A 14,531-nucleotide genomic window follows, 5' to 3' on the forward strand; every position below is an offset into this window, starting at 1 on the left:
GAGGTCATCACTATGAAGTTAACTGCGATGAAATTCAGAAGTATAGCCTGCGCCATTATTGGCTTTGTTCTGTTAGCGACACAAACACACGCTCAAGTTGTTTCACCTGCATCGATCACAATCGATGACAACCGAATAAAAGCAAAGCTCGCTTTAAGTTTACTTACCGAAGTTGATCTTACATTAGAATTCGAAAACAGCATTGGCTTGAATACTGACAGTATTGAAATAACAGCCGAGCTCATTGACCCTACCGATATTTCGATTGTTAATCGTTTACCATCAACGCTAACAAACGCCGTTGCAGGTTTTCCTGTACTGGTATCAATATCACCAAAAGCAGACGCTGGCTTTGGCTTTGAAGGCCCAGCGATGGTTGAGCTGTACACCAAAGCGGTGCACTATGACCCAGCGGTGCCATTACGTTTATTTACCTCGCACGACAACGGTACGTTCGAGGACATTACCACCCTAACCTCTTCGGGCAGCTTCCGCGCAAGAGGCAGCACTGGACGATTTTCCGATTTCATTATTCTGTTAGATACGCGTAGCCCTGCAACCATCATAGACAACAAAGTGAATGACTTACGCAACACGCTAACAGCGAATCAATATAGTATTGATGCTGCGTTATACACTGCACTTGACGCAAGCGTGTCAAACATAGCGCATGCAGTCTCAGGCTTAGACTATGCAGCTGCGATGGTAATTGTGGACCACGCAATATCAGTGGCTGAAAATGCAGATGGGGCACAGCTACCAAATGTGTGGCGTTCAAGCGGTGATATCGTGAACGTACAAGGCGAGTTACTAACGCAACTCAAAACTTTACGCTACAGCTTACGTATTCTATAAGGCCTCAACCATGCCTTTACAGGTTGCAATAAAGCAGCACGATGGAACTGTTGCTGAACATTTACTGTTTGAAGGAAGAGATTACAGTGTAGGTAGATCGTTGGAGTCTGATGTTGTTGTTGATCATCCACAGGTTTCACGTTCTCACGCGTTGATTAACGCAGACAACGATAAAAATTGGTACATAGACGACATCAGTTCCACCGGATGCTTTTCTTTTGGCCAACCCATAAAGAAGTTAAAACTAGATAAGGCACAGCATCTGCATCTAGGACCGGTGTCATGTGAATTGAAACCGTTAGATTACAGTAACGTCATAAAACTAGACAGTCAGCGAGAGTGGCGTAGAACGCAACTATCGCGCTACCAAAGCCAGCTTCAGCATTGTGATAGTAGCGCTTCGCTCGTGCATCTCGCGAGAGAATGTTTAACTCAATCGTTAGGTTGCGAACGAGCTTCGCTATTACTCTTCGACAATATAAGCCAATTTCAACTGGGCGTAGGTTACGAGCCTTGGATGAACGGTGATGGCTTTACTGGAAGTAGGACAATAATAAAACGTAGCATGGAACAAGGTGACGTGCTTGCTCTTGGTAATATTGTTGCCGAGAACGACTTTAATACCCAACACAGTATTATCAAATACGGGATTCAAGCAGCTATTAGTGTACCTGTGGTCGTAAACGATAGACCGGTAGGTGTGTTATATGCTGACTCAACTAAGAACAGAATGTATTTCACGCAAACTGACATAGAGTTCGCTCGTTCGCTTGCTAACCTAATTTCACTGCGTTTGTTATTCCACACAATTGAGCATAAACTGTCTCTTATAAGCTAAAATAAAAATAATAAAAGTCAGATCGCCCCCTAGTATGAGGAGACGACGAAGACATTAGTTGAATAATTGTGGAGTTGCCTTTGAATAGGCCAGATTTACCCTCGTCAGCACAAGAACAACTACAAACAGCAAATCTTTTTTCAGGTCCAAGGCTTGAAGAAGGCGCTATGCTGTCTCAACGATTTAGGATCACACGCCGACTTGGGCAAGGCGCTCAAGGTCTGGTATACCTTGCTAAAGACGAACTGCTTGATACAGATATAGCAATTAAGGTCATAGAAGGGTGCGTAACAGATCCGCATCAAATGACAATACTTCGCAATGAAGTGAATATTGCCCGCCAGTTACAACACCCTAACATTATTCGTGTGCACGATGTATTTTGCGACGGTGATTTAGCCTTTTTCACCATGGAGTTTGTCTCTGGTGAGCCACTGTACGAACGCATACAAGAAGGCATTAGCAAAGCCGACTTCGATCTTTGGCGAGGGCAGCTAATTGAAGCTATTTCTGCGTGTCAATCAGTAGGTATAAAACACGGCGATATAAAACCCGACAATATACTGGTTGATGCGGAAAATAACTTAAGGCTCATAGACTTTGGCATTGGGCAAAACGACAATATGTTTTCTCAAACTAGCGGTCACCACCAATATACCGCCCCGGAAGTTCTACATACGGGTATTGCAAATGAGCAGTCTGACGTTTACAGCGCAGGTAAAGTACTTGAGGACATGTTCTTACACGTAAAAGGCGGTCGCTTTAGCGCTAGCAAGTTATTGTGGAAGTTTAATCAAAAACGCCTAATAAGCCGGTTAACGGCAAAAAACCCACACAACCGCCCTGCTCTTCACTCGCTTACCACAGAGAAGACCGATAGCACACGGTCGATTCTCACAATATTAACAACAAGCGTTATCTTATTCGTAGGCATCATAGTATATCTGGCATTACCGCTGCTAAATAAGCCTATCGAAAAAATGGCTGCTGATCATCCTGTTCAAATGGTGATACTACCTCATCCGGACTATCCTTTGTTAGACACCATTTCTGAACTGCTGCGATACCCGCTATCAACGCATCCCGATATAGCATTAGTCTCGCAACAGCAAACACTTGATCTGATTAATAACCTTGCATTAAATCCGGCCGAAAATGACACTCAACGCGTTGATTTAGCTGCAATCTTAGCAGCGGATACGCTACTTTTACTTGATGCAACACCGACAACTAGTCAATCATACTTATTGCATGCCACTGTATTGTCTATGCCTGCTAATCAACCTATCTTTTCAACATCAGCATCTGTTTCTGCAAACACATTGCCCGAAGATTTGACTGTATTTGCTAATGAATTAATAGACACGCTATTTTCATCGTTGAATACAGATAAACCATTACCGAACCTCGACTATTTGCAGGCACTAGATATTGCATGGCAAAAAGGTGAAATGCTATCGGCATCGCAAAGCGTTGACGCCATAATTTCAACGACGCCAGATTATCCAGGTGGGTGGGTAGCAAAAGCAAATTTAGCAATTGAGCAAGGCGATTTCGCAACAGCGAAAAAAGCGTTAGATCAACTGGATAATTTACCCAAACTGGAAGAGTATTGGACATTGCAATCTGCCTTAATAAGAGCGCAAATTTACGATGACCTACAGCTTGCCAAACAAGCAATAAATGCACTCGTTTCCGCGTATCCTAACCGTGCAGATTTGCTAGCCACACGTGCCGACATTCATCAGTGGGCGGGCGATGACAGTGCCGCAATGGCAGACTATTCAGCTGCCATTTCGTTAAGACCCAACGATGGACAATTGTGGTTTGAGCTTGCTCGCCTACAAATTATCAATGGCGATATAGAAACCGCCACCAGCGACACGCTCACAAAAGCACTGGTGGCTTTCAGAAGGGTTAAAAATACCGTCGGTGAAAGCCTCGTGCTTAACGGCTTCGGCGTAGCGCACATGCGAATGGCAGAAAATGAGACCGCGATTAAATATTTCCAGGATTCATTGATGCTTAGACGTGCTGACACACAGCCATCTGAAAGAGCAAAAACACTTGCCAACCTAGCACTTGCAACGTCTATGAATGGACGTTATGAAAACGCAGAGAGTGCATTGAAAGAAGCGCTGACCCTGCTGCACGAGTTGGGTGATTTGCATCAAGAAGCCCACATACACGACTCACTCGGCTTCTTATATGAAGAGCAAGGCTTGTATAAAGACGCATTATCCTACTACAAAAAAGGGTTAGACCTACGCGTTCAAATTGATGACAAATCGCTGCAACCAGAGAGCATGAGTAACGTTGCCTATATGCACTTCCTTATAGGTGACCTTTCGCTGGCAGAAATATACTGGCAGCAGGCATTATCACTTTTTGAGCAAAATGGTGACAAGTCGCACCTATTGCGAACCTATCAAAATTTGGCACAACTTAGCTTAGTAAAGGGCAACAATACCGTAGCAACGCGTTACTTAACAAAAGTAGCAAATAATATTACCAAGGAGAACGAGCAAGAAAGGATGTACAACTACTTGCTTTATAGCTTCTTGCACTTTGCGACTGGTAACCGAAAAGAAGCCTTTGAAAATATCATGAACGCAGAGGTGCTTGCACAAGAGAATAGTGACTTGCGTGCATTCGTAGAGATTAATTTGTGGAAAGCTGAGGCCTGTTTAAAAATTGCTGATTGGCAATGTACCGAAGACACGTTGAAAAAAATAGAAGGCGATATTTCGCCACAAAGTCATGAACAATACGCTGTTTATCAATGGCTCAATTTATCGCTGACGCATCACACTGTAAGTCCAGTTAACGATGAAAGTCAGGTTTACAATGCATTAGTTGACACAACCAACATCCCGGTTATTACAGAAATCAAAATACTACTTGATATGCAACAGCGATTGGCATTGGACATTAACAGTGATGCAATGAAAAAATCGTCGCAATTAATGAAAACCAGTTTCTATCAGCCTCATCTCGAGTGGCTTTATATCAAGGCAAAAGCGGGCGATGAAAAAGCACGATATACTTTAGAACAACAAATTACGCTTCATGATGCATATTGGCGAAATCACATCTATTATTCAATCATACCCGGCAATGAAGCTCGTCAACTTCAGCTTACCTCTCAGTGGCTGAGTGGCATGACTGAAGATCAAGCTAAAAATTACAGGAAGGCCTATCTTGAGTGATGTGGAAAAAGCACTGGAAGATATCCGCGCGTTACAAGACGCACTGAAGCAGCGCCTAGATGATGATCAAGCCGTCTTACAGCAACTTGCCAAGCGCTTGTGGGCACAACAAGAATCCGAAAAAGCCAAACTATCTCGAGAACTACACGACGGCATTGGACAGCTACTTACGGGGCTTACACGTCGCCTACAGGCATTATCTAAAGAATCTCCTGAATTAGAAACACTTCACGGCATTTCCGAGATGGCATTACATGACGTACGACAGCTGTCTCGGTTAATGAGCCCTACTATTCTTGATGATTTAGGTTTAAAGCCGGCATTGAACTGGTTGTGTAGAAACCTGTTGGAAGATGAACCCATTAACTATACGAGTGATATTACGCTTCCCTCTGAGATCCCCAAAGAGATAAGCATACTTATTTTTCGTATTGCGCAAGAAACGTTAGTTAACACTATCAAGCATAGTGAAGCATCAACGATCGTCATCACACTTGGGTTTCACCATAATATCGTGAGGCTTGATATTGTTGATGACGGCAAAGGTTTTGATAGTAAAACTATCGAGCCAGGAATAGGACTTTCTAGTATCAAGGATAGAGCGTCGGCTTTCAGTGCAAATTTAGAAATTGTTTCTGCACCTGGGAAGGGAACGCGCACTACATTAACGGTACCAATATGACCATAAACGTTGTAATTGCAGACGACCATGTATTAATGCGCCAAGGCGTAACGCAGATGCTTAACGCCAACGAACACATTAGCGTTGTAGACGAGTGTAACGATGGCGTTGAATTAATTGCATCCGTACTAAAGCACTCACCTGATGTCATTTTAATGGATATATCGATGCCGCGCATGAGTGGTTTAGTGGCCATCGATAAAATACTTTCGCAAAGAAGTATGGCTAAAATACTTGTATTGTCTATGCACAACGAAGTTGAATATGTTGAAGCTATGCGAGATGCGGGGGCAAAAGGCTACGTTTTAAAAGAGTCATCAGGCGAAAGTTTAGTCGACGCCATCAAAAAGGTAGCGGCGGGGAAAACATGCTTTCCTGACACAGAAGAAAATAGTGAAGATGGACAGTGCCAGAAGCATATTTCGCCATTGAGCGTTCTTACTCGTCGAGAGCGCGAAGTATTTTTCTTAGTGGCGGCTGGCAATACAAGTAAGAGAATTGCTGAGCTATTAGATATGAGTTTAAAGACTGCTGAGAATCACAGAAGCAATATTTATAAAAAGTTAGACCTGAGTAGTTCTGCTGAGCTAATAAGAATGGCCGGCAAAGCCGGCCTACTTGAATAAGTTAATGATGAAGTATTAACTGGAAAGCTGTCATAACCGGGTAATATCTAAAACATTAACGAGGTGCTATGTCCTTTTAGTTATTATTTTTCCCGAAACAAAAAAGAGGGTAGCGAATCGCTACCCTTTATTTTTTATCGCTTAGTATCGAATTGAGTGATAATAAACGCTGCCTCACCACGCGAGATAGATGCAGATGGATTAAATTTCGCTACTGTTTCTGTCTCGAAGCTGAAAGGTTTCTGTACAACTTCATACTCAACTGTCATTAGGTTCATTGCCAGCGCTTGCTGAACGTAACCTTTAAGGTCAGCAGGGATTAGGTCAGCGTCGATAACTTCAACCTCTTCACCTCTGAACAAAGCGAACACCTTATCAGCGTCGAACGCTTTTGCATCAGCTTCCAAACCTAGTGCTTGTACCATTGAATATGCCATTTCTGCACGTGATACTGGCGCTGCCGCATCGAAGAATTCACCGTCTGATGTCATAAGTGCTTCGTTTACCATATCAAGATCCTTAAGAACAGAGCCTTTTTGCGTTACAGAGTTAACCGCTGCTGCCATAGAAGCGTCAACATCGTTGAAAGAAGCTTCATTACCTTTCAGAGCCTGACGTACGTTTGCGCTTAGTACTAATGTATCGGCAAGTTCAACACGTGTTAGTGCGTCATCTGGCTTAAAGCCGTCTGCCTTCGCATCCATTAGCTCATTAGCAACCACGTTCTCAATAAACTCTTGTGCTACGTGACCTACAGCGTCGTCAATTCCAGTAAAACCAGCTGTTTCAAGAAAGCGAATGTTTACTGTTGTAGTGCCCGGTACACCTGCACCGTTAGTAACGCCTAGCGGGTCGATACACGCGCCAGCAATACAACCAATACCTCTCATGTACACTTTCCACGTACCAGGCATACCCGTAGCGGCAGTACCTGTTGAAGAACCTAGAACTGGCAAGCCAATTCCACCTGAGTAAGTATTACCGGCTGGATCTTCAAGTACAAACGTTGTTCCAGTCTCAATAGATGCGTTCGCAATTACCATAGACACGCCTTCTGGCACTTCAAACGTCTCTGCTGGTGACTCACCTACAGGAAGGAACGTTACATCCGTAGAGAAAGAATCGCCTTCAGTAACATTTGCGAATGCGTTGAACTCGCGGTTTTGTTTAACCGTATCGCCATATACCTCAACACCGTCAAGTACTGCTTTTACTGCCGCGTAAGCATTGGCGTAACCAGCACCAGCTTCCCATTCAGCAAGACCAGCCATTGGCGTAGCCGTTTCCTGCAGAATCGACTTCACTTCACGCCATTGAAGGTTTGGATTAGCCTCAAGCATTAGTGCAACAATACCCGACGCATGTGGAGCCGCCATTGATGTACCACTTGATACTGTGTAGAACGGCACTTGCTCAGGAGCAATCATGTCTGCATCGTCTTGTGCACTTAGGCCACCAAGGCTTGAAAGTGATGCACGTGCAGAAATAATGTCTACGCCTGGTGCTGTTATTGTTGGGCGGTCTTCCCATACAAATACTTCACCATCAACAACCGCTTCGCCACCTTTACCGTCAACACCACGTGAGCTGAAATCTGCAAGGTTGCCGTCTTTATCACCCGCTGCCACTGTGATTACCCATGGCGCCTTTTTAAAGTTACCAGTAATCGTTGACTCACCTGGGCCTGAGTTACCCGCAGAGAACACTGTTATTATACCGTTGTCTGCTAAGTCTTTCGTTACCACGTTAGTTGGGTGGTCAGGGTTGAAGTCTGTGCCAACATCGCTTGTTTGACCGAATGAGTTAGAAATTACACGAATACCGTATGTAAACTGGTTGGTTAGTGCATAATCGAAGCCACCGATGGTATCAAGGATGAATAGGCCAGCACCCGAACCATAACCAATGATATCTGCGCCCGGTGCAACACCTGCGTGCATACCATCGCTTCTCATACCGCTGCCACCTACTGTGCCCGCAACGTGCGTACCGTGCCCGCCAAGAATATCTGTGTTAGCTACACCTTCTTGATAGGTAATTGGAAGTACACCGCTAAAACCTCTTAGGTTTACTTGCGCAAGTACGTTTTGCACTACGTGGTTTGGATATGACAAATCGCTATGCGTTCCATCTACACCAGAATCGTTTACTACAACACCGATGCCTCTACCTGATACTGGCATGCCATTCAAACGAATATCTCTATCACCACGTAACTTTTGAACACCAGTAAGTTTCGTTGCTTCGTGATTTTCAAGTTCAAGCTTGTCGTTGTTCCATACTGAAACAACGTCGTCGCGTTGATATAGCGCTTCTACTTGCGCTTTAGTAGCAAGCACGCCCACCACTGGCAAGCTGTGCATGCTAACACCGCCAGTAATACCTAGCGCATGGATAGCGTCTAGTTGGCTTTCTGTAACTGCACCTTCATTATCAAAAGTCACAATTACTTCGTGTAACTCTAACGGCGCTTCCGCTAGATTGTTTGCAAGCGTCTCATGGAACGTTTTTGCGTTTACCATAGTTGCTGGTAGTGCGAATGAAACGGCTGCTGCTAAAACTGATTTTTTACTTAAGAACTTCATAGTACACCTCTCTCTTCAAGTACGCTTTGAGTATTTCTTAAACAGCCTTTTCTCTCTATGGGGGGTTACCCCCAAAGCACCAACTTTTCTTCACATATTTTTTACATTGAAAAATTAACTCTAAAATTCAACGCATTAGAATGAAAAATAAGAGGCGAATTGTTTAACGTTGAAGATATGAATCGCTTGCAGAAGCGCAGTTAATGGTTATGAAAGACTAAAAGTCTCCACTTGCAAGCTATCTAGAGAAGCCTTGTCAATTGGCTTATTCTTAATCTGAAAGTGAGCTGTAAACATTTTGCTCAAGCGTATACAAAAAAAGCCCTCACATGTGTGAGGGCAAGGGATAACCAATCACCATGGTGGAATGATTGGGGGAACCGTCCAACAACGGGAACAAAAACTATTCGTCGCGCATTTTTCTTAGTACTAATCCAATCGCCACTAAAAAGAACATAGACAGTGTGGCAGGCGCACTTACTTGGGCGTAGTATTCGTCTGGCACGTTTACTGAAATCAATTTACCGGCGCACGCTACATCACTTCCGAAGGTTAAGCATGTATCGTTTGTCGAATTATTTGGAAGGAAGATGCCTGTATCAAAATAGTAAAGATCGTTTGCTGTATCGTTTACAAACTCAAAACCGAATCCTTCGCCAGCGCTGTTACCGAACACTTCGTCAATCAAGTTTTCAACATACAAGTCACCCTGCGCAAACCAGCCATCACCCATGTAGTCTGTGTATGAAATGTCGTAAGACGTGCTCTGGCCGCCAAAGTCATAAATGTTTAGGGTAAAGAACAGGTCAGAAAAATTAAGCGTGTTTACATCGGACTTTGCGTTGTAAGACAAGTATCCTGAAAAATCCCACACCAATTGATTCTGGTCGTTAACCGCACTTATCTTGTCAAAATCAAATTTGTATATAATTGATGCAAAAGAATTTAATGAGAATAAACCTAGGAACAACATGCTTGCTAATTTCATAACATCACCTACTGCTTTATAACCTCTTGAGCATTCAGTATTGTTCTAAACCGTAAAGCTATCTATGGGGAGTTCCCCCTATCTGATTATATCTACGCTAGTTCGCGCATAAAAAAGCCTCGCGGTTTTCACTGCGAGGCTTGAAAAAGCTGCTATATAGCGCTTTCTATTTTTAGTTTGATGCGGTTGTTACCGTTGTCTCGATTGCAAACGGTGTCGCTACGCTTATAAAACCAGTTACTCGTAGCAGATAGGTACCCGCCATAGTAGGTTCGAATGCCAGGCTTTCTGGATTTGCTAGCGAAGCACTAGAAGCAACTTCTTCACCGTTAGGATCAACAAGGTAAAAATCTAAGTCTGCTACCGCGTCCCACGATAGTGTTGACTCAATTTTTGTATCGCCGGCTTGAATTTCGAGCGGAAGTTCTTGTATCTCAAGGTTTTCAGCTGATGGCCCCATTAGACCTTCGTCCGACTGTGTACGCTCTGAGAACACAACATCGTTCGAAAGGAAAGAACCATCTACTTCAATGCGGTCTAGAGCGATATTTCTTGAGCGCGTGACCAATTCAACATTATGTGCGCCCTCACCCATATTATCTAAAGTAAAAGTGACAAAACCTGGATTAAACTTATCGGTACCCGGAACGTGAACAACTTCACGTTCAACTAGCTTGCCATCTACGTAAAACTCAACGGTACCAGGACGTTTTCTGCGTGTAACGATGGTGAAGCGCACACGATCACCGTTTACAACAGTGCTTACAGAAGACGATGTAGAAGTACCAATTTCTATCGAACCTTCATACGCGTCTTTTATTGCAAGCTCACGCCATGTACCTTCGTAGTTTAGCTTTTCATCATTATTGTCAATCGTTGTCCATTCACCTTTGCTTGACCAAACTGTGTCACCGTCCATAAAAGCACGCATGTTGCCTGTCGTTTCCATAGCTAATTGAATAGCAGCAGGCACATCGATGTAACCAGCACCCACTTCGTGTGGTTGGTAGTCTGGCATTGGCTCTGCGGTTTCCATCATGATTGATTCAATTTGATCTGGTGATAAATCAGGGTTTGCTTCCAACATAAGTGCAGCGACACCAGCAATAAACGGTGTAGCCATAGAAGTACCACTGATAGTGTGATAGTAAAGCGCGTACGATGGATTATTTAGATCAATAACTGGCCCCATTGCACCGATGACTGTATTGGGCGCACGTGTTGACGTTATGCTTTGGCCTGGTGCCGTAATGTCAGGTTGCTTATATTCCACATCAGCTACGCCTCGGCTAGAGAAGTCAGCTAATAGCTTCTCGCTTGTTCCTGCCGCAACATTAATTACCCATGGCGCAATGGCATACTGGTTTAGGGTATTTTCGTCTGGACCAGAATTAGATGCAGCGAAGCTGACTACCATACCATTTCGGTACGCTTCATAAGATGCCACATTAATAGGGTTATTAGGGTCGAAGTTAGCACCATCGCCACCACCCCAGCTGTTTGTAATTACGTCTATGCTTAATCGGTCCTGGTTGGCTATTGCGTAGTCAAAGCCCAATAGACCATATAAAATCGAGAGACCTTCACCTGCACCTAGGCCAACAATGCCGGCTTCAGGCGCGATACCATCTTCCGCGTTCGCTCGGCGGCTGTCATCTTTAGATGCTTCACCTGTGCCCGCTACCGTACCTGCAACGTGTGTGCCGTGGCCTGAAGAAGTATCGCTATTTGGTACTTTTTCAACGAATACGTTAATGCCGCCAAGCAAGTCTAAGTCGCCAACAATTTTCACGTTTTCAACTGTTGTTTCGCCAAGCTGTAAATCTGGGTGTGTCGCATCTACGCCTGAATCTAGCACGGCAACCGTTACGCCGTTACCGGTTAGGCCCAGCGTATCGTGAACAATGTGGCCGCCAGTAATCTCGCCCGATGTGTAGTTATAATATTCAAGCGGCACATCTTGATAAATGCTTTTTACGTTGGGATTTGCAGCCAGTGCTTCAATTTGAGATTTTGTGAGTGTTGCACCAACCATTGGCATAGTTTGCAACGCCAAATACGGTACATGCAATTCTTGCATTAAGGCAGACACACCCGCTTTGTCTTTACCAGTAACGATAACTTTGTAAGTACTGTCGCCATTAGTGAGTGCTTCGGTAAGATTTGGCCCAATCAACGCGTCAGAATGTGCAAGCCCGCTAGCTGCTAGCGCCATAGTAAGTAGTGATGATTTGAACAATGTAGATTTCATTGAGCTCTCCGGTTTTTATATTTTATTAGAATTTCATTTCTTCAACCGGTTTATAGTCACCTAACGACATTTTTTTGACATAGGGAGTAACCCCTATATGTAAACGATTTGTAAAATTACAGACGTGTTAACCTTCAGTTAGTGAGCAGTAGTAATTACTACTGCACTGTTTTTTTGAAGGCCATAAAATTAACTCATGGCTTTGAAGACCTTACTTCCACACATACTTGGTCGCCATAATAATTATTCGTGTAGTTGCATTGACTAGTTATTTGCTGCGAACCACTTACCGATGTGCTTCGGCTGCTTGAAGAAAAAGGCTTTAATAGGGTGTTTTTAATTATCGTGCTCATATTGCGCTCCTTGTTTTCAGTAGGGCTAGTATGAGTACGCACGAAAAAACAGAAAAGCGATATAAATCTATTTTTCTAAAAGCTTTTTCCTATCAAAGCTTCGTATTAGACATATACACTATCGCTTGGTAATAAAGCGAAGAAAGAATGCTTCACTCTTTAGCTAGATAACCAGGGGCCTGTAATAGCGAGTGTTTTACTTGGCGAGTACACATTCACAAACAGCGTTTTGCCGTCCGGAGAGAAACAAGCGCCAGCCAATTCAGTTTGCACATGCAGTTTTGCAAAGTTATACACCTCTCCTTGTGGTGTTACACCGCGAAGGTGATTATCCACAACATCGGTGTACTGATCCTCACACACCAGTAGATGTCCATTAGGGCATACCGTTAAATTATCACCAAAGTTATAGAGATTTTTATCTTGGCTTTCCAAAAACAGCTGTAGCTTGTCATCTTTGCCAGATTCAGAGGGTACAAGACGCATTACCTGTCCAAGCTGTTTTCTTCCACCGTTAGTACAGCAAAAATACATTTCACCATTGCCCCAATGAATTCCTTCTCCTCGGGCAAACAATGCAGCACCTTTTGCATAGCCTTGTTTACGCAGGTCATCTTGTGGACTTTCAGGGTTTTCAAGCGTAACCCACTCGACAGTAAGCCATGTTTCTAGTGGCATTTCATTAGATACCCAATTTCGCGTATCGAACTGTGAGCGACCTTTTACGACAAGTGCTTGCAATACACCGCCTTGGTCTAATTTGCCATACTGCTTAGGTACAAAACGATACAACAGACTATCTCCACGGTCTTCTGTGAGATACACAATGCCTGTTTTAGGGTCGACACAAGCCGCTTCATGATTAAAACGCCCCATTGCTTTTAAAGGCTGTGGGTTGGTTATTGAAGATGCGTTTGCCGGCACTTCAAAAATATAGCCATGATCACTACCTGCCTTCCCATATGCTTTATCAACCGATTCTTCGCAGGTAAGCCATGTTCCCCATGGCGTTACGCCACCAGAACAATTACGTACTGTTCCCGTTAAGCTTACAAACTCACGCTCTACAGTTTGCGTTTTAAGGTTATAAACAATAGATGTTGTGCCGCCAGGCAATGCAGTGCCACTTTTGTAAGTGTCGTAGGCAAGCGATGACGTATGCTGTTGGATAGACTTTGGCTGCGTATGAATATGCTTTGGATGAAGCTCGTGATTACGAACAAGCACCACCTTTTCACTACTGCCTTGTAAAGGTAAGCACCCCATGCCATCAGCTCTATCAGCCACGTGAAGGCCATCTGACATAGTATTACCGAAACTAGATATTATGTTGTATTTGAACCCTTCAGGAAGGTCTAACAGCTTGTTGGGGTCTGATACCAGCGCGCCATAGCCTTGGCTTATCGGCATAGTAGAAACATCAATTTTTTTACCAAATGCACTAGCTGCCAAACCACCAAATGCTAGCGAACCCACTAAAAACTGACGACGAGAAATCATACTTAATCCACTCTGACACACTTACTGAAAAGAATCACAAGCATACACCAATTTTGTTACAGAGTAACAAACATACGGATGGGTTAACGGTGTGTTCCTTCCTCCCCCAAAGCTTTCTGTTGTGCAGATTTCGAAGGAAGTGAGTGTATGCCCTCTGAAACCCTACACCGCAGGGATGCGGTGTCGGAGCGTTTACATAAAAACTGGGATGACTTAACGGCGTCTTCCCTCCTCTCCTACCAAGCTTTATAAATGCTAGAGGGGTGGCGCTTATTCAATCTAGAACTCTCAGCTGCATGGATGCAGCTGCGAAGCTGCTAATACAAAAGCGCGGATGGATTCACCGCGTGTTCTCTTCTCTCTCCAAAGCTTTCTGTTATGTGGCAGAAGGGGGTGAGTGTATGTCCTCTGAAACCCTACACCGCAGGGATGCGGTGTAGGAGCCCCCACGGACGGGTTCACGGCGTGTTTCAGAGGGCATACACTCACGCACTTACAAAAAGGCATAAAAAAAGCGCACCTAAGTGCGCTTTTTTGGGCTTATGTTGCTAAGTCTAGATTAGTCTAGAATCTTAGATACAACACCAGCACCTACTGTACGACCACCTTCACGGATTGCGAAACGAAGACCTTCTTCCATCGCA

General features: G+C 44.0%; 10 protein-coding genes. 5 read left to right on the forward strand and 5 right to left on the reverse strand.

Going from position 1 to position 14,531, the window contains the following annotated elements; all coding sequences use genetic code 11:
* Positions 1-12: 12 nt before the first annotated feature.
* The 5 genes from V7R35_RS17250 to V7R35_RS17270 all read left to right on the forward strand — a co-directional run bounded on the left by V7R35_RS17250 (position 13) and on the right by V7R35_RS17270 (position 6,210).
* Positions 13-855, forward strand: coding sequence for a DUF6689 family protein (locus V7R35_RS17250; protein ID WP_334016117.1), 843 nt, complete (start codon positions 13-15; stop codon positions 853-855).
* 10 nt (positions 856-865) lie between these two features.
* The gene (locus V7R35_RS17255) at positions 866-1,693 is read left to right on the forward strand and encodes an FHA domain-containing protein (protein ID WP_334016118.1); all 828 of its coding nucleotides are present in this window, start codon (positions 866-868) and stop codon (positions 1,691-1,693) included.
* Between the two features lie 80 nt (positions 1,694-1,773).
* Entirely contained in the window at positions 1,774-4,902 is a 3,129-nt protein-coding gene (locus tag V7R35_RS17260) for a protein kinase domain-containing protein (protein ID WP_334016120.1), read from the forward strand.
* A 1-nt stretch (position 4,903) separates the two neighbouring features.
* Positions 4,904-5,584 carry a sensor histidine kinase gene (locus V7R35_RS17265; protein WP_334016130.1) on the forward strand — a complete coding sequence of 227 codons (681 nt, stop codon included), beginning with the start codon at positions 4,904-4,906 and terminating at the stop codon, positions 5,582-5,584.
* Complete coding sequence (locus V7R35_RS17270) at positions 5,581-6,210, forward strand: response regulator transcription factor (RefSeq protein ID WP_334016121.1); 630 nt, start codon at positions 5,581-5,583, stop codon at positions 6,208-6,210. The genes V7R35_RS17265 and V7R35_RS17270 overlap by 4 nt, the downstream gene beginning before the upstream one ends.
* Positions 6,211-6,344: 134 nt before the next feature.
* Here the strand turns inward: V7R35_RS17270 and V7R35_RS17275 are convergent, their stop codons facing one another.
* The 5 genes from V7R35_RS17275 to V7R35_RS17885 all read right to left on the reverse strand — a co-directional run.
* Positions 6,345-8,795, reverse strand: a complete 2,451-nt coding sequence (locus V7R35_RS17275; RefSeq protein ID WP_334016123.1) for a S8 family serine peptidase — start codon at positions 8,793-8,795, stop codon at positions 6,345-6,347.
* A 403-nt stretch (positions 8,796-9,198) separates the two neighbouring features.
* Positions 9,199-9,783: a hypothetical protein gene (locus tag V7R35_RS17280; protein ID WP_334016124.1), complete on the reverse strand. Its 585-nt coding sequence runs from the start codon at positions 9,781-9,783 to the stop codon at positions 9,199-9,201.
* Between the two features lie 172 nt (positions 9,784-9,955).
* On the reverse strand, positions 9,956-12,034 hold the full coding sequence (locus tag V7R35_RS17285) for a S8 family serine peptidase (RefSeq protein WP_334016125.1): 2,079 nt from the start codon (positions 12,032-12,034) through the stop codon (positions 9,956-9,958).
* A gap of 512 nt (positions 12,035-12,546) precedes the next feature.
* On the reverse strand, positions 12,547-13,887 hold the full coding sequence (locus tag V7R35_RS17290) for an alkaline phosphatase PhoX (protein ID WP_334016126.1): 1,341 nt from the start codon (positions 13,885-13,887) through the stop codon (positions 12,547-12,549).
* A gap of 559 nt (positions 13,888-14,446) precedes the next feature.
* The coding region (locus tag V7R35_RS17885) for a hypothetical protein (RefSeq protein ID WP_131138255.1) at positions 14,447-14,531 on the reverse strand (85 nt) is incomplete at its 5' end.

This window comes from Alteromonas sp. S167, assembly GCF_036864375.1.
GTDB lineage: Bacteria > Pseudomonadota > Gammaproteobacteria > Enterobacterales > Alteromonadaceae > Alteromonas.

Excerpts from the sequence above, each read along its gene's own strand:
- V7R35_RS17250 (WP_334016117.1), top strand. The coding sequence starts at position 13 with ATGAAGTTAACTGCGATGAAATTCAGAAGTATAGCCTGCGCCATTATT.
- V7R35_RS17285 (WP_334016125.1), bottom strand. The coding sequence starts at position 12,034 with ATGAAATCTACATTGTTCAAATCATCACTACTTACTATGGCGCTAGCA.
- V7R35_RS17275 (WP_334016123.1), bottom strand. The coding sequence starts at position 8,795 with ATGAAGTTCTTAAGTAAAAAATCAGTTTTAGCAGCAGCCGTTTCATTC.
- V7R35_RS17255 (WP_334016118.1), top strand. The coding sequence starts at position 866 with ATGCCTTTACAGGTTGCAATAAAGCAGCACGATGGAACTGTTGCTGAA.
- V7R35_RS17280 (WP_334016124.1), bottom strand. The coding sequence starts at position 9,783 with ATGAAATTAGCAAGCATGTTGTTCCTAGGTTTATTCTCATTAAATTCT.
- V7R35_RS17290 (WP_334016126.1), bottom strand. The coding sequence starts at position 13,887 with ATGATTTCTCGTCGTCAGTTTTTAGTGGGTTCGCTAGCATTTGGTGGT.
- V7R35_RS17270 (WP_334016121.1), top strand. The coding sequence starts at position 5,581 with ATGACCATAAACGTTGTAATTGCAGACGACCATGTATTAATGCGCCAA.